The organism is Brevundimonas bullata (assembly GCF_003350205.1).
In the GTDB taxonomy this organism is placed as follows: domain Bacteria; phylum Pseudomonadota; class Alphaproteobacteria; order Caulobacterales; family Caulobacteraceae; genus Brevundimonas; species Brevundimonas bullata.
The window spans coordinates 89,749-107,252 of record NZ_QLLC01000010.1 but is presented as its reverse complement, the minus strand read 5'-3'; the positions used below and the strand labels follow the sequence as shown (position 1 = coordinate 107,252).

General features: G+C 67.1%; 17 protein-coding genes and 1 tRNA gene. 10 read left to right on the top strand and 8 right to left on the bottom strand.

The window, feature by feature from the left end; all coding sequences use genetic code 11:
• From DXK21_RS06930 to DXK21_RS06920, 3 genes are all read right to left on the bottom strand, one after another.
• On the bottom strand, positions 1 to 318 hold a 318-nt coding region (locus tag DXK21_RS06930; protein ID WP_162790596.1), incomplete at its 3' end, for an iron chelate uptake ABC transporter family permease subunit.
• Positions 315 to 1,088: an ABC transporter substrate-binding protein gene (locus DXK21_RS06925; protein WP_245945133.1), complete on the bottom strand. Its 774-nt coding sequence runs from the start codon at positions 1,086 to 1,088 to the stop codon at positions 315 to 317. The genes DXK21_RS06930 and DXK21_RS06925, both read right to left, overlap by 4 nt.
• Positions 1,089 to 1,105: 17 nt before the next feature.
• Positions 1,106 to 1,738: a TetR/AcrR family transcriptional regulator gene (locus DXK21_RS06920; RefSeq protein WP_114817041.1), complete on the bottom strand. Its 633-nt coding sequence runs from the start codon at positions 1,736 to 1,738 to the stop codon at positions 1,106 to 1,108.
• Positions 1,739 to 1,878: 140 nt separating this feature from the next.
• Here DXK21_RS06920 and DXK21_RS06915 point away from each other — a divergent pair, with 140 nt between their 5' ends.
• Genes DXK21_RS06915 through DXK21_RS06905 form a run of 3 tightly spaced genes read left to right on the top strand, consistent with a single transcriptional unit; the run spans position 1,879 to position 5,038 of the window.
• Positions 1,879 to 3,312 carry a glycosyltransferase gene (locus DXK21_RS06915; RefSeq protein ID WP_245945132.1) on the top strand — a complete coding sequence of 478 codons (1,434 nt, stop codon included), beginning with the start codon at positions 1,879 to 1,881 and terminating at the stop codon, positions 3,310 to 3,312.
• A gap of 17 nt (positions 3,313 to 3,329) precedes the next feature.
• A complete protein-coding gene (locus tag DXK21_RS06910; protein ID WP_114817040.1) occupies positions 3,330 to 4,226 on the top strand; it encodes an RsmD family RNA methyltransferase in 897 nt (298 codons plus the stop codon).
• Positions 4,226 to 5,038, top strand: a complete 813-nt coding sequence (locus DXK21_RS06905) for a TrmH family RNA methyltransferase (RefSeq protein WP_170136953.1) — start codon at positions 4,226 to 4,228, stop codon at positions 5,036 to 5,038. Before DXK21_RS06910 ends, DXK21_RS06905 begins: the two co-directional genes overlap by 1 nt.
• Positions 5,039 to 5,179: 141 nt before the next feature.
• Here DXK21_RS06905 and DXK21_RS06900 read toward each other — a convergent pair whose 3' ends face one another.
• Positions 5,180 to 6,469, bottom strand: a complete 1,290-nt coding sequence (locus tag DXK21_RS06900; RefSeq protein WP_114817038.1) for an MFS transporter — start codon at positions 6,467 to 6,469, stop codon at positions 5,180 to 5,182.
• Positions 6,470 to 6,532: 63 nt separating this feature from the next.
• Positions 6,533 to 8,968 carry an ATP-dependent helicase HrpB gene (hrpB, locus tag DXK21_RS06895; RefSeq protein WP_114817037.1) on the bottom strand — a complete coding sequence of 812 codons (2,436 nt, stop codon included), beginning with the start codon at positions 8,966 to 8,968 and terminating at the stop codon, positions 6,533 to 6,535.
• 160 nt (positions 8,969 to 9,128) lie between these two features.
• On the opposite strand from hrpB, the gene DXK21_RS06890 reads away from it, so the two are divergent.
• Both DXK21_RS06890 and DXK21_RS06885 read left to right on the top strand, forming a co-directional pair.
• Complete coding sequence (locus DXK21_RS06890; RefSeq protein ID WP_114817036.1) at positions 9,129 to 10,787, top strand: amino acid permease; 1,659 nt, start codon at positions 9,129 to 9,131, stop codon at positions 10,785 to 10,787.
• A 190-nt stretch (positions 10,788 to 10,977) separates the two neighbouring features.
• Positions 10,978 to 11,062, top strand: a tRNA-Leu gene (locus DXK21_RS06885).
• A gap of 7 nt (positions 11,063 to 11,069) precedes the next feature.
• Here DXK21_RS06885 and DXK21_RS06880 read toward each other — a convergent pair.
• The gene (locus DXK21_RS06880) at positions 11,070 to 11,894 is read right to left on the bottom strand and encodes an NAD(P)H-hydrate dehydratase (RefSeq protein WP_114817035.1); all 825 of its coding nucleotides are present in this window, start codon (positions 11,892 to 11,894) and stop codon (positions 11,070 to 11,072) included.
• 119 nt (positions 11,895 to 12,013) lie between these two features.
• Between DXK21_RS06880 and DXK21_RS06875 the strand changes: the two genes are divergently transcribed.
• From DXK21_RS06875 to DXK21_RS06855, 5 genes are all read left to right on the top strand, one after another.
• Positions 12,014 to 12,352 carry a P-II family nitrogen regulator gene (locus tag DXK21_RS06875; RefSeq protein ID WP_114817034.1) on the top strand — a complete coding sequence of 113 codons (339 nt, stop codon included), beginning with the start codon at positions 12,014 to 12,016 and terminating at the stop codon, positions 12,350 to 12,352.
• A 77-nt stretch (positions 12,353 to 12,429) separates the two neighbouring features.
• Entirely contained in the window at positions 12,430 to 13,839 is a 1,410-nt protein-coding gene (glnA, locus tag DXK21_RS06870; RefSeq protein WP_114817033.1) for a type I glutamate--ammonia ligase, read from the top strand.
• A gap of 131 nt (positions 13,840 to 13,970) precedes the next feature.
• Entirely contained in the window at positions 13,971 to 14,246 is a 276-nt protein-coding gene (locus DXK21_RS06865; RefSeq protein WP_114817032.1) for a hypothetical protein, read from the top strand.
• Complete coding sequence (locus DXK21_RS06860; RefSeq protein ID WP_114817031.1) at positions 14,243 to 14,683, top strand: Spy/CpxP family protein refolding chaperone; 441 nt, start codon at positions 14,243 to 14,245, stop codon at positions 14,681 to 14,683. The genes DXK21_RS06865 and DXK21_RS06860 overlap by 4 nt, the downstream gene beginning before the upstream one ends.
• An 8-nt stretch (positions 14,684 to 14,691) precedes the next feature.
• Positions 14,692 to 15,249, top strand: coding sequence for an RNA polymerase sigma factor (locus DXK21_RS06855; RefSeq protein ID WP_114817030.1), 558 nt, complete (start codon positions 14,692 to 14,694; stop codon positions 15,247 to 15,249).
• A gap of 9 nt (positions 15,250 to 15,258) precedes the next feature.
• Here the strand turns inward: DXK21_RS06855 and DXK21_RS06850 are convergent, their stop codons facing one another.
• Together DXK21_RS06850 and secG are read right to left on the bottom strand one after the other, a co-directional pair.
• The gene (locus tag DXK21_RS06850; RefSeq protein WP_114817029.1) at positions 15,259 to 16,911 is read right to left on the bottom strand and encodes a CTP synthase; all 1,653 of its coding nucleotides are present in this window, start codon (positions 16,909 to 16,911) and stop codon (positions 15,259 to 15,261) included.
• 121 nt (positions 16,912 to 17,032) lie between these two features.
• The gene (secG, locus tag DXK21_RS06845; protein ID WP_370523470.1) at positions 17,033 to 17,452 is read right to left on the bottom strand and encodes a preprotein translocase subunit SecG; all 420 of its coding nucleotides are present in this window, start codon (positions 17,450 to 17,452) and stop codon (positions 17,033 to 17,035) included.
• Positions 17,453 to 17,504 lie beyond the last annotated feature (52 nt).

Below are 17,504 nucleotides of genomic sequence, written 5' to 3'. Positions count from 1 at the left end.
CCCCAAAACAATGGCCCCCGCCGCGCCCAGCGCCGCCGTGGCCGACACGCCCAGCACGCCAGGATCGGCCAGCGGGTTCCTCAGCAGGCCTTGCAGCACCGCCCCCGCCAGCCCCAGGGCCGCCCCGACCATCAGGGCGCAGACCGCGCGCGGCGCCCGCACCTGCCACAGCACCTCGCCCGGCCCCGACGCAGGATCAGCCAGGGCCTGCCCATACTGGGCCGCCGACAGGGCCGTCTCGCCGAACAGGACCGCACCGACCATGGCCAGAAGGATGGCCGCCGCCAGTCCGAGGTTCAGGCTCACATGCCCCTTCATCGCGCGGCCTCCGCCAGCAGGGCCGCCGCATCCGCCGCAAACCAGGCAGGACAGCTGAGGGTCGCGGCCGGCAGGTCCGCCACCGTCCGCCCCTGCGCGGCGCGCGCCACCACGGGGTGCCGCCCCGGCCCCCGCCAGTCGGCCCGCCATTGCTGGAAGAACCCGCGCACGAACAAGGCCGGCGGGCTCAGCGCGATCTTCTCGATCCCCAGCGGCTGATAGCCTGGCCCGGTCACGCCGTTGCGGAACCCCGCCGCCTTCAGAATGGAATCGATCAGAGACCCCGCCCCGGTCGTATAGCCGCCCGGCGTGACATAGACGGCCTCGCGTCCGCGCCCCGCGCCCGCCGCCTGGGCCAGCCGCCGGTCCATTTGGGCGATCAGGGCCGCGCCCCGCGCCTCCTGCCCCAGCCCCCGCGACACGGACCTCAGGTTCTCGCGGACGCCGTCCATGTCGGTGGCGTCATTGATGGCCAGCACCCGCGTCCCGCGCTTGTCCAAGGCGGCCAGCAGGCGCGGCTCCCCGCCCCAGTAGCGAACCACGACGTCCGGCTGGAACCCGATGGCCGCCTCCAGCGTCGGCCGAACCCGAGGCCGCCCCCGAGCCGCGTCTCGCATCCAGGAATCCGGATCGTCCGCCCGCGCCGACAGGGCCAGTTCGGCCTCAGGCGCCAGGGCCAGAACATATTGATCCGCGCACTGATCCAGCGACAGCACCCGCAGCGGCCGCGCCTCGGCCGCAGCCGGCGTCAGAACCAGAAGAGCCGCCAAGGCCCCGCGTACCGCCCTCACGGCCTGCGCAAGCCCGCGAACAGGACGTCCAGCATCGTCCGGGTCAGATCGTCCCGATCCGCCCATTCGAAATAGGGCTTGGTGATCCGCAGGGAGACAATGCCGTGGCCGGACGCCCAGATGACTTGGGCAATGGTCGCGGGATCGCCCTGCATCCGACCGGCCGCCACCGCCTCTTCGACCACGGCGACAAAGGCCCGGAACAGCTCGGCGCCCGTCTCCTGCGCCACCGACTGCGCGCCCTCGCGCGCCTCGACCGGCCGGGTCAGATAGGTCAGCCGATAGGCGTTGGGGTTCTCGAAGCCGAACTTGATATAGGCCTCGATCATTCGCCGCAGCCGCGCCTCGGGCGGCTCATCCTCTGCCAGAATCTGCTGGTGAGAAGCGATCAGCGCCTCAAAGGTCCCACGGCAGATTTCGTGCAGCATCTCGCTCTTGTCGGCGAAATGCATATAGAGCGCCGTCGACGACAGACCGACCTCGTCGGCGATCTTGCGGATCGTCGCGCCTTCATAGCCATGCTCGACGAAGATGCGCTCCGCCGCCGCCAGAATCTCGGCGCGCCGGACATGGCCCTCGCCCTTGGGCTTGCGGGCCGAACGTGGCGTGGGGGTCGAGTCGCCGGGCAATCCAGAACTCCATGACGGGACGCCCACTGCATAGCCGCAACCGCTGCGAATCACCAATCACTTGCCATTCGAATAACGAAGGTATTAGTAACGTTATTCTTAATATCGGTTAACTTTTTACGCCTCAGGGGGAAGGCTGGATGCACGGACGTTTCCCCGGGGGGCTGAGCGCCGTCAAATCGGCTGACGCTGCTAAGATCACGGCGACACCCGTGCAGTTGCTGGCGGCGGCGTCGCTCTGCGTCGCCTTGGCGGCTTCCATCATGGCCTGGCCGCGCGTCGGGTCCCTTCTGCTGCTGTACGTGCAGGTCGGTTTTCTGGGCATTGTGGCATGGCGGCTTCTGACGGTGATCGTCAGTCTGCGTCACCGCGCGGCGCCCATTGCGGCGGTGTCCACGGCGGCCCCTCTGCCGCGCTACTCGATCGTGGTGGCGCTCTATGACGAGGCCGCCATCCTTCCGCATCTGGTCGAGCGATTGGCCAACCTCGACTATCCGCCGGAACTTCTGGACGGCTATCTCGCCTTGGAGGCTCACGATCAGGCGACGATCAACGCCGCACGAGCCCTGGCCCTGCCAGACTGGCTTCATGTGCTTGTTGTCCCGCCCGGCGTGCCGACGACCAAGCCACGAGCCCTGAACCACGCCCTGAGCGTCGCGCGTGGGGACCTGCTGACCGTCTATGACGCCGAAGACGATCCCGACCCGCTTCAACTCCGCGAAGCCGCCGCCCGTTTTGCGGTCGAGGATGGAGAACTGGTCTGCTTGCAGGCGCCGCTGCGCATCCGTCGTCTGCACAAGGGGCGCGACACCTCGCCCTTCCTGGATCGCCAGTTCGCTGCTGAATATGCGGCCCTGTTCGAGATCACCCTGCCGGCCATGGCGCGGATGGGACTACCCTTCCCCTTGGGCGGCACCAGCAATCATTTCCGGGTTTCAGCCCTGCGCGCGCTTGGCGGATGGGACGCCTGGAACGTGACCGAGGACGCCGACCTGGGCTTTCGCATCTGGCGTCGCGGCTGGCGGCTGGGCGTGCTTAGCCGTCCCACCTACGAGACCCCGCCGGGCGACCTGGTCCACTGGCTGCCGCAACGAACCCGCTGGCTAAAGGGTTATATGCAGACCCTATTGGTTCATACCCGCTCCGCCGCGGGCATGGGCTGGCGGGGATGGACCGCGATGACCCTGACGCTCGGCGCGGGGCTGGCGTCGGCGGGCCTGCACGCCCTGTCCATCGCCTGGGTCGGCGCCTTCCTCCTGATGACGCTGATGACGGGCCAACTGCTCGCGACGCCCTGGCTCGGTCTGGGCGTTCTGTTGTGCGGTGCGTCGGCGGCCATCCTGACGACAGCCATCGGAGCGCGCCGCGCCGGCGCGCCGTTCAACCCATGGGATATGCTGGTCGCCCCCTTCTACTGGTCGCTGCTCAGCCTGGCCTTCGTCCATGCCTTCGTTCGCCTGATCGCGGAGCCTCATCGCTGGGACAAGACGGCCCATCGACCCGACATCGCCCGCGAAGAATCCGCACAGTTCCTTGAGCCCCTGGTCGCCGACGCTGGACGAGCAGCCGCCTGAGCGCCTATCAGCCGCAGATGGCTCCCGTTCTCTCTTCCACGCCCGAAACCCTCGTCACGCGAGGCTGGTCCGACTATGCGCTGCTGGACAGCGGTCATGGTCGCAAGCTGGAGCGCTACGGCCGCTACACCGTCGTCCGGCCCGAGCCGCAGTGCTTCTGGGCGCCGCGCGACCCGGCGGCCTTCGAGCGCGCCACCGCCGTCTTCGATCCGCAGCAGGAAGAAGAGGACGCCGGTCGCTGGCGCTTTGACGCTCACGGCCCCGTCGACGCCTTCCCGCTGAAATGGCGCGACGTACGCTTCACCGGCCGCTTCACCCCGTTCCGCCACCTGGCCTTCTTCCCCGAGCAGGCGGCCAACTGGGAGTGGATGGACGCCCGCGTCCGCACCCTGAGCCAGCCCAAGATTCTGAACCTGTTCGGCTATACCGGCGTCGCCAGCCTAGCCGCCGCAGCAGCGGGCGCGCACGTCACCCACGTCGACGCCTCCAAGAAGTCCGTCGCCTACGCTCGCGAGAACGCAGAACAATCGGGCCTGTCCGACCACCCCATCCGCTGGATCGTCGAAGACGCCCGCAAGTTCGTCGCCCGCGAAGTGCGCCGTGGCTCGAAGTACGACGGTATCATCCTGGACCCGCCGAAGTACGGTCGCGGCGCCAACGGCGAGGTCTGGCGCCTGTTCGAGGACATGCCCGAGTTGCTGAAAGACTGCGCCGCGCTTCTGTCCGACGGCGCCTCCTTCCTGCTGCTGAACGCCTATGCCGCCCGCATTTCCGGCCTGTCGCTGGCGCACGCCATGGCCGAGGCCACGCATGATCGCGGCGGACGCATCGACTGGGGCGAACTGGCCTTGTCGGAAGACGGCCCGTACGCCCGCGCCATCGGCCTGTCGTTCTTCGCCAGATGGAGCGCCTGATGTACGAGCGCGTCATCACCTCCCTGACCAACGACACCATCAAGTCAGTTCGCGCCCTGCACATGCGCAAGGAACGCGACCTGACCGGCCGTTTCCTGGCCGAGGGTCTGAAATTCATCGGCGAGGCCCTGGATCAGGGCCGCGCCCCGGTCATGCTGCTGGTCGGCGAGGAGGCCCGGCCGCATCCCCTGCTGGACCGCGCCAAGGCCGAGACGATCAAGGCCGGCGGCCAGATCATCGTCGTCACCCACGCCATCCTCGAAAAGATCAGCCGTCGCGACAATCCGCAGACGGTTCTGGGCGTGTTCGAACAGGTCTATACCCCGCTGGACGCCATCCAGCTCGACGCCAAACCCTGCTGGGTGGCGCTTGAGCAGGTGCGTGATCCGGGTAACCTCGGCACCATCATCCGCACGGCGGATTCCGCCGGCTGCGGCGGTGTCATCCTGATCGGCGACTGTGTCGATCCCTTCTCGGTCGAGGCCGTGCGCGCCACCATGGGTTCGGTCTTCGCTGTCACCATCAGCAAGGCGACGCGCGAGGAATTCCTGGCCTGGCGCGCCCAGTGGCCGGGCAGCGTCATCGGCACGCGCCTGGACGCCCAGCACGGCTATCGCGACAGCCCCGTGCGCCATCCGGCCCTGATCATGATGGGCAATGAACAGGCTGGCCTGACCGACGAACTGGCCGCCGCCTGCGACCTGAACGTCAAGATTCCCATGCGCGGCCGGGCCGACAGCCTGAACCTGGCCATCGCCACCGGCATCATGGTCTATGCCGTGACCGACGCGGCCTACGGCACGGATATTTAAGCTACCCCATCGTCATCCTCGGCCTTGTGCCGAGGATCCAGAGACACATCGCTCTGATGGTTAACCTCGACGCCTGGCATGGCTTAGGTCGAGTTTATGGACCCTCGGCACAAGGCCGAGGGTGACGAAAGAAGGAGAGGCTTAAGCCTCTCCTTCCGTCTTGATCCGGTTCATGCCCAGCAGAGCCAGAATGGTCAGGACGGCGGCCACGGCCAGATAGGCGCCCACCGCCTGCAAGCCGTAGCGCCCGGCCAGCCAGGTCGCCGCGAAGGGCGCCAGCGAAGCGCCGAGAATACCCGCCAGATTGAAGGTCATCGACGCCCCGGTGTAGCGCACCGCCGTCGGGAAGGGTCGCGCCAGCGCCGCGCCCAGCGGCCCATAGGTGCAGCCCATCAGACTGAAGCCGATGATGAAGAAGGCGACTACCCCCGCCAGTCCGCCGCCGCCGAACAGCGGGGCCAGAACCAGGCCGAACAGGGCTATGGCGACCGACGTGACCAGCAGCGTCCGCCCCTGCCCCCAGCGATCCGCCGCCAGGGCCGATAGAGGAATGAACAGGCCGAAGAAGCAGACCCCCAGCAGCTGGATCGGCAGGAACTGCTCGCGGGTATAGCCCATCGCCGTCGTACCCCAGCCCAGGGCGAAGACCGTCATCAGATAGAACAGGACAAAGGTCGCCATTCCCGCCAGCGTCCCTGTCAGCAAGGCGAACTTGTGCCGCGCCAGCAGGGTCAGGATCGGCGTCTCGACTCGCTCGGCCTTGTCGATGGCGGTCTTGAATTCCGGCGTCTCGGTGATGCGCAGCCGCACCCATAGGCCGACGAGGACCAGTAGCGAACTGGCGATGAAGGGAATGCGCCAGCCCCAGGTCAGGAACTGCTCATTGCTCAGCGTCGCCGTCAGGATGATGAAGCTCAGGGTCGACAGGATGAAGCCGATCGGCGCGCCCAGTTGCGGGAACATGCCGAACCAGGCCTTCTTGCCCGGCGGCGCATTCTCGGTCGCCAGCAGCACCGCTCCACCCCATTCACCGCCCAATCCCAGACCCTGCCCGAACCGACACAGGGCCAGCAGCAGGGGCGCGATCACGCCGACGGACTGGTAGGTCGGCAGCAGGCCGATGGCCACCGTCGATAATCCCATGGTCATCAGGGCAGCGACCAGGGTCACCTTGCGCCCCACCTTGTCGCCGAAATGCCCGAAGACGACCGCGCCGACCGGCCGCGCGAAGAAGGCGATGGAGAAGGTGGCGAAGGACGACAGCATGGCCGTCGTCGCGTCCTCGCCAGGGAAGAACAGGGCCGGAAACACCAGCACCGCCGCCGTGGCGTAGATGTAGAAGTCAAAGAACTCGATCGTCGTGCCAATCAGGCTGGCGAACAGAATTCTCCGCTTGGAGGCGACAGGCGGTGAGAGTACAGCGTCGGTCACGCGAAATCCTTGTATTGATGCAAGGTCATTGCGGTGCACCGCCAACCTCCGTCAAGCGGAGCCTCAGGTTCCGCGCGGCTTGACCCGGTTGGTGGGCGAAGCGTTGGCGGGGTCTTCCGGCCAGGGATGACGCGGATAACGCCCGCGCATCTCGCTGCGCACCGCCGCCCAGGACCCGGTCCAGAACCCCGGAAGGTCCTTCGTCACCTGCACTGGCCGCCGCGCCGGCGACAGCAGGGACAGCGTCAGCGGAACCCGCCCGCCGCCGACCGTGGGATGGGTCTTCACCCCGAAGAGCTCCTGCACCCGAATCTCGACGCGCGGCCCGCCCTCGGCGGCGTAGTCGATGGCGGCGCTGCCCAGCGGCGTGGTCAGACGCGGCGGGGCCAGGTCGTCCAGCTTGCGCTGCAAATCCCACGGGATCAGGCCGCGCAAGGCCTCGGCCAGCTTATCGTCGCCGATGTCGGCCAGCGACCGCGCCCCTTCCAGCAGCGGCCACAGCCAAGCCTCTCGCGCCGTGAGCAGGCCCTCGTCTGACACGTCGGGCCAGGTCACATCCAGCCCATGCAGAAAGGCCAACCGCGCCCGCAGCGCGCCCGCCTGCTCGCCCCAGTTCAGGGCCTTCAGCCCGCCCGCCTCGACCTCGGATTTCAAGGCCGCCGTCATGGTCGCCCGATCCGGCGCGCCGACGACCTTCTCGTCCACGACCAAGGCGCCGATCCGGCGAATTCGACGGATCACCGGCTTGCCCGAGGGTTCACGCGCCAGTCGGTCCTCGACCTCGATCCGGTGCGCCAGATCGGCCTCCAGCGTCGTGGCGTCCAGCGCCGCCGCCAGCCGGATGCGGTCGCGCGCCTCGCCGCCGCCCAGTTCCGCCACCGCCAGCCAGGGCTCGCGCGCCATATGTTCGGTCGGGTCAAGGAAAGCCCCGCGCCCCGACGCCAGCAGCACCTCGCCCGGCCTTCCGCGCGTCCGCGCGATTCGCTCGGGGAAGGCCTCGGCCAGCAGCAGGCCCGCGTCCGCCTCGCCACCTTCCCCGCCGCCCGCCGCCCGCGCCCAGCGCTCGGCCAGCTTCATGGCGTCCCGCGCCCGTGGCGAGCGATCCCGCTCCAGCCCCTTCAGCCGGTCATGCAGATCAACGGCGTTCCCGCCCAGCCCCGGCTCGCTCAGCACGGCCGCGATCCGTGCCCCGCCCAAGGCGTCGTCCTGATCCGAGGCCACGGCGACCATGTGCGCCAGTCGCGGTGGCAGGGGAATCCGCGTCAGCCGCCGCCCGTGCGGCGTCAGATCGCCCTTCCCATCCAGCGCGCCCAGCCGGGTCAGCACCTTCCGCGCCTCGGCCATTGCTCCGGCGGGCGGCGGATCCAGCAGAGCCAGCCCCTCGACCGACTTCGCCCCCCAACGCGCCAGATCGAGCGCGAACCCGGTCAGGTCGGCTTCCTGAATTTCAGGCCGCTGATGCGCGACCAGCCCCCGCGTCTGCTCCTCGTCCCACAGACGATAACAGACGCCCGGCTCGACGCGGCCCGCCCGTCCTCGCCGCTGTTCGGCCGACGACCGGCTGACCTTGACCGTCGCCAGCCGCGTCAGTCCGCTGGACGGCTCGAACCGGGGCACGCGCGACAGGCCGCCGTCGATCACCACCCGCACGCCCTCGATGGTCAGGCTGGTCTCGGCCACCGAGGTCGCCAGCACCACCTTGCGCCGTCCGGGCGGCGCCGGCTCGATAGCCCGGTCCTGCTCACCCTTGTCCAAGGCGCCGTAGAGGGCGACCACATCGACCGATGGGTCGCGCAAACGCTCGTTCAGGCGCTGAACCGTCCGGTGAATCTCGCCCTGTCCCGGCAGGAAGACCAGCACCGACCCCGTCTGCTTCCCCAGGGCCAGCATGACCGCCCGCGCCACAGCGTCCTCGAATCGCTCAGCGGCGTTGCGGCCCAGATAGAGGGTCTCGACCGGGAACATCCGCCCCTCGGCCTCGATCACCGGCGCGCCGTCGAGAAGTTTCGACACCCCCGCGATATCCAGCGTCGCCGACATGACCAGCAGCCGCAGATCGTCCCGCAGCACCGACTGGCTTTCCCGCGCCAGCGCCAGACCCAGATCGGCGTCCAGACTGCGCTCGTGAAACTCATCGAACAGGACGGCGCCGACGCCTTCCAGACCCGGATCGTCGAGAATCATCCGGGTGAAGACGCCCTCGGTGACGACTTCGATCTGCGTCTCGGGACCGATGCGGCTTTGTAGGCGGGTGCGATAGCCGACCGTTCCCCCCGCCTTCTGGCCCAGGGTCGCTGCCATCCGGTCCGCCGCCGCCCGCGCCGCCAGCCGGCGCGGCTCCAGCACCAAGACCTTCTGGTCGCCCAGCCACGGCTGATCCAGCAGGGCCAGAGGCACGACCGTGGTCTTGCCCGCCCCCGGCGGGGCGGCCAGAACGACCGCATGGGTCGCGGCCAAGGCCGCTTTCAGCGGCTCCAGTACGGCGTGAATCGGCAGCATCACATGGGCTCTAGCCGCAACGCCCCGGTTCACGAAAGCGTCGTCTGCGCTTCATCCAACCGAAACCGCGTTGCGCGCGGCCCTTCGGATGGTTAGCGTCCGCCCCCAAGAAGGCAGCCCGGGGAGGGCCTGCCGTGTACATCGATGGGGGCGCGACTACATGTCCGCAAACGGCGTAAAGCCAACCGGCAACCGACTTTTCCTTAGAAAGTCCATTGCCCAGATCCAGAAGGAAGCCGCCAAGAGCGAGCTGAAACGGACGCTGGGTCCAATCAATCTGATGAGCCTGGGCATCGGCGCCATCATCGGCGCTGGCATCTTCGTGCTGACGGGTCAGGTGGCCTCGGCCAACGCCGGTCCGGCCATCATGCTGTCCTTCGTGGTCGCGGGCATCGCCTGCGGTCTCGCCGGTCTCTGCTACGCGGAACTGGCCTCGACCATGCCGGTGTCCGGCTCGGCCTATACCTATGCCTACGGCACCCTCGGCGAGGTCTTCGCCTGGATCATGGGCTGGCTTCTGGTGCTGGAATACGGGGTCGCCGCCTCGACCGTGGCGGTCGGCTGGTCCGGCTATGTCGTGTCGATCCTCAGCGACTTCGGCATAAGTCAGCAGATATTCCCGTCCATACAGTATGCAGGCGGCGAAGGTCCCCAATGGGCCACGCCTCTGGTGCAGTTGGTCCAGAACGCCGGCGCGACCTCCTTCCCGATGACGGGCACCTTCAACCTGGTCGCGGCCGTCGGCATCGCCGCCGTCTGTGGTCTGCTGGTGCTGGGCGTGTCGGAATCGGCGAACATCAACAACGCCATCGTCGTCATCAAGATCATCGTTCTGCTGACCTTCATCGCGGTCGGCATCCAGTACATCAACCCCGACAACTGGGTCCCCTTCATCCCTGAGCCCACGGGCCAGGCAGGTCAGTTCGGCGTGGGCGGCATCTTCCGCGGCGCGGCCATCATCTTCTTCGCCTACGTCGGCTTCGAGGCGGTTTCGACCGCTGCGGCCGAGGCCAAGAACCCGTCCAAGGACGTGCCGATCGGCATCCTAGGCGCCCTGTTCGTCTGCACCCTGATCTACATGGCCGTCGCCGCCGTCATGACCGGCGTCGTCCCCTACCTGGAACTGGCCTCGCCGGCCCCCATCGCCGTCGCCATCGACCGCATGGGTCTGGAGTGGGCCAACGTGCCCTTGGCGGCCTCGCCCAGCGGCCAGCTGAATCTGATCGCCTTCCTGATCAAGATCGGCGCCGTCACTGGCCTGTCCTCGGTCATGCTGGTGCTCTGCTACGGCCAGACGCGCGTCTTCTACACCATGGCTCGCGACGGGCTCCTGCCCAAGGCCTTCGCTCAGGTTCACCCCAAGTTCCGCACGCCCTGGATCGGCACCATCGTTCTGGGCATCCTGATCGCCATCGCAGCCGCCTTCCTGCCGATCTCGATTCTGGGCGACCTGGTTTCTCTTGGCACGGCCACGGCCTTCGCCATCGTCTGTCTGTCGGTCATCGTGCTGCGCGTGAAGCATCCCGAAATGCACCGCCCGTTCAAGGTTCCTGGGGGTATCGTGACGGCGGTTCTGGGCATCTGCGCCTGCCTGTTCCTAGCCAGCCAGAACCTGATACCGATGTTCCAGCATGCAGCCGAGGACAATCCTCTGCCGCTGATGCTGCTTGGCGGCTACGCCGTCATCGGCGCCATCATCTATGGCGTCTATGGCTTCTGGAACTCGAAGCTGGCCAAGGGCATCGACATTACCGAGGACACCACGCTGGAAACGGCTGTGGAAGCTCTCGGCCACGGCGTCGACAACAAGAAGGACTGATCCCCGGATCAGCTCCGGCCTTAAGCAGCGTAGGCGATAGGCCGACAAGAACGGCCTCAAGCAGCGCAAGCGCGATAGGCCACAAAAACGAGAAAGGCCCCGGATCGCTCCGGGGCCTTTTTTCGATGCGGTGCGACTTATGCCGGTTGCCCAATTCCGCGCCCTCGCCTAGAGGCTTTCGCCTACCTATGCGGATGTGGCGGAACTGGTAGACGCACCAGATTTAGGTTCTGGCGCCGAGAGGCGTGGAGGTTCGAGTCCTCTCATCCGCACCACAGGTCTTCAGCCAGGATAGAGATCGGCCAGCACCGCTGGGATCAGTCCTGGCAGGTCTTCGGCGATCAGCCCTGGCCCGAACCGTCGCGCGGCATCGGCGTGCATCCACACCGCCGCGCAGGCCGCGTCAAAACTGTCCATATGCTGGGCCAGCAGCCCGCCGATCATCCCCGCCAGCACGTCGCCGCTGCCCGCCGTCGCCAGCCAGGGCGAACCGTTGCCGTTGACGACGCAGCGCCCGTCAGGCGCAGCGATGACCGTGGCGCTTCCCTTCAGCACAACGACCGTCCCGGCACGCTTGGCGGCCTCTATGGCTGCGGGCTGCCGTCCTTCCGCCAGCAAGCCGGGAAACAGCCGCTCGAACTCGCCTTCGTGCGGCGTCAGCACGTCGTCGCGATCCAGACAGGTGAAGAGGTCGCCGGGTCGATCCCGGAACAGGGTCAGGGCGTCCGCGTCGATCACCAGGGCGGCCCCCGTCCGGCCCAGAGCCGCGACATTGGCCGCTGTGGCGTCTGTAAGGCCCGCCGCGGGGCCGATAACGACGGCGTCCATGGGGTGGGCCAGCGTCGCCAGCTGGTCGGCTGTGGCGAAACTGGCCAGCATGACGGCTTCCAGCGTCGGGGCCAGCACAGGTGCGGCGTCCAGCGGGCAGAACACCTTCACCAGACCCGCTCCGATTCGCAGCCCGGCCCGCGCCGCCAGTCGCGCCGCCCCAGTCGACAGGGCGCCGCCGGACACCACGCCCAGCCGGCCGCGCGCGTGCTTGTGCGCCTCCGCGCCTGGCCAGGGCAGCCGGCTTCGCCACGTCATGGGGTCGTTGATCGGGTTCATGATCGAATTCCGTTCACGGATGGCCTCTGAGCACGAAAATTGCTTGCCTTATTGTGCAATGCAATGTCCCTTTACGACCCGAGCGTCGGACCAACCAGGGAGCCGGCTCGGGACTCGCCATGAAGAAGATTGAAGCCGTCATCAAGCCATTCAAGCTGGATGAAGTAAAAGATGCTCTCCAGGATATCGGGGTGCAGGGCATGACCGTGCTGGAAGCCAAGGGATATGGCCGCCAGAAGGGTCATTCCGAGCTTTATCGCGGTGCCGAGTACGTCATCGACTTCCTGCCCAAGATCAAGATAGAGGTCGTCGTCGCCGACGATCTGGCTCCGGCTGTGATCGACGCCATCCAGACCGCAGCCCGCACCGGCAAGATCGGCGACGGCAAGATCTTCGTCTCCGCCCTGGAAGACGTGATCCGCATCCGTACCGGCGAAACCGGCGCCCAGGCGATCTGACCACTACCCTCACGGCCGCCCCTTCCGGGCGGCCGCTTTTCGTTCCTTCTCCTCCCCGAACCCACAGGACTTCGAGCATGAGCGCCGCCCAAAAGATCCTTCAAGAGATCAAGGACAAGGACGTCCAGTACGTCGACGTCCGCTTCACCGACACCCGTGGTCGCCTGCAGCACGTCACCTTCGACATCGACCTGGTCGACGAAGAGTTCCTTGAAGAAGGCACCATGTTCGACGGCTCGTCGATCGCGGGCTGGAAGGCCATCAACGAAAGCGACATGCTGCTGAAGCCGGATCTGGAGCGGGCCTATATCGACCCCTTCTACCAGCAGACCACCCTCTTCCTGTTCTGCGACGTCGTCAGCCCCGACACGGGCGAGCCCTACAACCGCGACAGCCGCTCGATGGCCAAGAAGGCCCTGGCCTATGTCCAGTCTTCGGGCGTGGGCGACGTGGTCTATTTCGGCCCGGAAGCCGAGTTCTTCATCTTCGACGACGTGCGCTGGAACACCGCGCCGCACAACACCGGCTACAGCTTCGACTCGACCGAACTGCCGGCCAACACCGGCGCTGAATACGCCGAGGGCAACCTGGGCCACCGTCCGGGTCACAAGGGCGGCTACTTCCCGGTCAACCCGGTCGACTCCGCCCAGGACCTGCGCGGCGAAATGCTGGCCGTGATGAAGGACCTCGGCATGCAGCCCGAGAAGCATCACCACGAGGTCGCCCCGGCGCAGCACGAACTGGGCCTGAAGTTCAGCGACCTGCTGACCATGGCTGACCGCCTGCAGCTCTACAAATACGTGATCCACAACGTAGCCGCGGCCTACGGCAAGTCGGCGACCTTCATGGCCAAGCCCATGTTCGCCGACAACGGCTCGGGCATGCACGTCCACATGTCGATCTGGAAGGACGGCAAGCCCCAGTTCGCCGGCGACAAGTACGCCGGCCTGTCGCAGGAATGTCTGTGGTACATCGGCGGCGTCATCAAGCACGCCAAGGCCATCAACGCCTTCGCCAACTCGACCACCAACTCTTACAAGCGCCTGGTGCCCGGCTACGAAGCCCCGGTGAAGCTGGCCTATTCCGCCAGCAACCGTTCGGCCTCGATCCGCATCCCGCACGTCTCGTCGCCCAAGGCCAAGCGTCTGGAAGCTCGCTTCCCCGACCCGATGGGCAACCCCTACCTGACCTTCGTCGCCCTTCTGATGGCTGGTCTGGACGGGATCGAGAACCGCATTGATCCGGGCGCGCCCGCCGACAAGAACCTCTACGACCTGCCGCCGGAAGAGCGCGGCTCGATCCCCGAAGTCGCCGGTTCGCTGAAGGAAGCCCTCGACGCCCTCGACGCCGACCGCGCCTTCCTCAAGAAGGGCGGCGTCATGGATGACGACTTCATCGACAGCTACATCGCGCTGAAGTCGGAAGAAGTCGCCCGTCTGCAACTGCACCCGCACCCGGTCGAGTTCGACATGTACTACAGCTGCTGATCCCCGGATCGGCCTGACGATCAAGGCGCCGGGCGGCAACGTCCGGCGCCTTTTTCATGGGCTAAGCCCGCCAATGGAGGGAAGCTTCCAAAAGCCGCGTATAGGGAATGCAGGGCAGGCGAAGGCGAGCGATGACGCACGATATCGACAGGCTGATCGGAACCGCACGGATCGAGAATTCCCGCCTGGGAAATCTGGAGGCCGACGTCTGGCGCCGCATTGAGCAGCAACAGTCCGAGCGGCGGCTGAATCAGGTGCGTCTCGTGGCCCTGGCCATGGCCCTGGTCGTCGGCGCGGCCAACGGGGGCCTGTTCGCCCTCACCCGCCCCGCCCCGCCGTCCGAGATTCAGGTGTTCAGCCTGGCCAGCGCCTCCTCGCCCCTGTTCCGGCTGGAGGCGGGCCAATGATCGCCGGCTGGAAATCCATCGCCCTGACCGCCCTTCTGGCCGCCCTGGTCAGCGGCGCAGGCGTCTGGCTCGGGGCCGGATGGGTGTCGCAGCAACGCACCGCGCCCAGCCTTCACGACATCATCCACAACGACCTCGACCTGACCCCCGAACAGGCCGCCCGCCTCAAGGTCATCGAAGACCGCTTCGCCACGACCCGCCCCGCTCTCGAAGAAGACGTCCGCGCCGCCAACCGCGAACTGGCCGCCGCCATCGCCGCGAATCAAGGCGACAGCCCCCAGGTCCAGGCCGCCGTCGATCATTTCCATGACGCCATGGGCGCGCTGCAAAAGGCGACCATCGCCCACGTCTTCGAGATGCGCGCCGTCCTGACGCCCGAACAGACCCGCGTCTTTGATCGCGGCATCTCCGACGCCCTGCTGCAAGAAACCCGATAGGTCCGAGGGTGGAAGACGAGGCTTCCCTGCCGTCGCGCGCCGCGCGCGGCGACCGCGCAGCCTTCACCGCGCTGATGGAGGCCACCAAGGGCGACCTGCATCGCTTCGTCCGCCGCTATGTGGGCGAAGACGACGACGCCTATGATCTGGTTCAGGAAACCTATGTCGCGGCCTGGCTGGCCATTCGCCGCTACGACCCCGCGCGGCCCTTCCCGGTCTGGCTCAGGGCCATCGCCATCAACAAGTGTCGCGACTGGAGCCGAAAGCGCGCCGTCCGACGCGCCGTGCGCGGCGTCATGGGCCTGGATGCGTCCGAGGCCCTGGCTGTCGACGAGGACGCCCCCGCCGCCGAAACTCAACTGGACGACCGTCGGCGCATGGCGTTGCTGGATCGCGCCCTGGCGGCCCTGCCCGACGCGCTGAAGACGCCCTTGCTGCTGGCCACGCTGGAGGGCCGCTCGCACGCCGAGGTCGCCCGCCTGATCGGCGCGACGCCCAAGGCGGTCGAGACCCGTATCGCCCGGGCGCGCCGGGCGCTGGCGGCGGCGCTGGACCGCTCGCCCTAGCCTCTCGTCCTAGACGAGGCGGCTCTGCACCACGGCGGCGCCGATGAAGCTGGCGAACAGCGGGTGCGGTGCGAAGGGGCGGCTCTTGAGTTCCGGGTGATACTGGACGCCGATGAACCAGGGGTGGTCCGCACGCTCGACCGTTTCCGGCAGGACCCCGTCAGGCGACAGGCCGGCGAAGATCAGGCCCGACTTCTCCTCGATCGCTTCGCGATAGTTGATGTTCACCTCATAGCGGTGACGGTGACGCTCGCTGATCTCGGTCGCGCCGTAGATCTCGGCGATCTTGGAGCCCGCGATCAGGGTCGAATCATAGGCGCCCAGACGCATGGTCCCGCCCAGATCGCCGCCCTGCTCTCGCTTGACCCGCTCATTCCCCTGGGTCCACTCGGTCATCAGGCCGACGACGGGTTCCTCCGCCGGGCCGAACTCGGTCGAGGTCGCCTTGGGGAAGCCGGCCAGGTTCCGCGCCGCCTCGATCACCGCCATCTGCATGCCGAAGCAGATGCCGAAGTAGGGAATCTTGCGCTCACGCGCGAAGCGCGCCGCCTCGATCTTGCCCTCTGCCCCGCGCTCGCCGAAGCCGCCGGGAACCAGCACCGCATGGGCGCCTTGCAGACGCTCCTGGCAGGCCTCGGGATCACCTGCAAAGGTGTCGGCCTCGACCCAGTCGATGTTGACCTTGACGTTGTTCGCAACGCCGCCGTGATGCAGCGCCTCGATCAGGGACTTATAGGCGTCCTTGAGCACGGTGTACTTGCCGACCACGGCGATGGTGACTTCGCCGTCCGGGTGCAGACGACGGCGCACGATTTCTTCCCAGCTGGTTAGATTCGGCTGGGGCGCATCGGTAATGCCGAAGTGGGCCAGGACTTCGCTGTCCAGCCGTTCGTTATGATAGTCCAGCGGCACGGCGTAGATGTCAGCCGAATCCATCGCCTGGATCACGCCGCTTTCGCGCACGTTGCAGAACTGGCCGATCTTGCGCTTTTCCTCAGCCGGGATCGGCTGTTCGCAGCGGCACAGCAGGATGTCGGGCTGGATGCCGATGGAGCGCAGTTCCTTCACCGAGTGCTGCGTCGGCTTGGTCTTCATCTCGCCGGCCGTCTTGATGAAGGGCAGCAGGGTCAGGTGGACGAAGCAAGACTGGCCGCGCGGCAGGTCCTGCCCCAACTGGCGGATCGCCTCGAAGAAGGGCAGGCCCTCGATGTCGCCGACGGTGCCGCCGATCTCGACCAGGACGAAATCCACGTCCTCACCGTCGTCGGTCTTGGCCGGGCTGAGGCAGAACTGTTTGATCTGGTCGGTGACGTGCGGAATGACCTGGACGGTCGCGCCCAGATAGTCGCCGCGACGCTCCTTCTCCAGGATGGTCGAATAGATACGCCCGGTCGTGACGTTGTCGGACTTGGCTGCCGACACGCCCGTGAAGCGCTCATAGTGGCCCAGATCGAGGTCGGTCTCGGCGCCGTCGTCGGTCACGAAGACCTCGCCGTGCTGATAGGGGCTCATCGTCCCCGGATCGACGTTCAGATAAGGGTCCAGCTTGCGCAGACGGACCTTGTAACCTCGTGCCTGCAAAAGAGCGCCGAGAGCGGCGGAGGCGAGGCCTTTTCCTAGCGAGGAAACCACGCCGCCGGTGATGAACACATAGCGAGCCATGGGCAGACACCTTACTCCATGATTCGCGGCGGGAGCATGGCCCGACGCAAAACAACTGTTGAACAAAATAAGAAAGCGCGCCCTGCGGCGCGCTTTCAGGGATTTCGTGGCTGTCGGCGGTTTATGGCGCCGGAGCGGGAGCCGGGGTCGGCGCCGAGCCGGAAGCGGCCGGAAGGCTGGCTTCCAGATCGTCCAGCGACGGCGCGACCGGAGCGGCCGGCGTCGGGGCCGCTTGTTCGGCGGGCGCCGTTTGCTGGTCGGAACCGATGGCGAGGGCACCCACGGCGTCGGCATCGATGACCGAACGCGAGCCGCGTGCGAAGTTGCCCGCGATCGTCAGGCTGATGGCGCACACGAAGAACAGAACGGCCAGGATCGAGGTCGCCCGCGTCAGCAGGTTGCCCGCGCCCCGTGCGGTCATGAAGCCCGAAGGTCCGCCGCCCATGCCCAGGGCGCCGCCCTCGGAACGTTGCAGCAGGATCACGGCCGTCAAGGCGACCGAGATCAGGATCATGGCGACGAGCAAGATGGTCTGGAGCATGGTGTCAATCATGTGGGCGCGCAGATGCGCCGATCAAGCGGCGGCGTCTAAC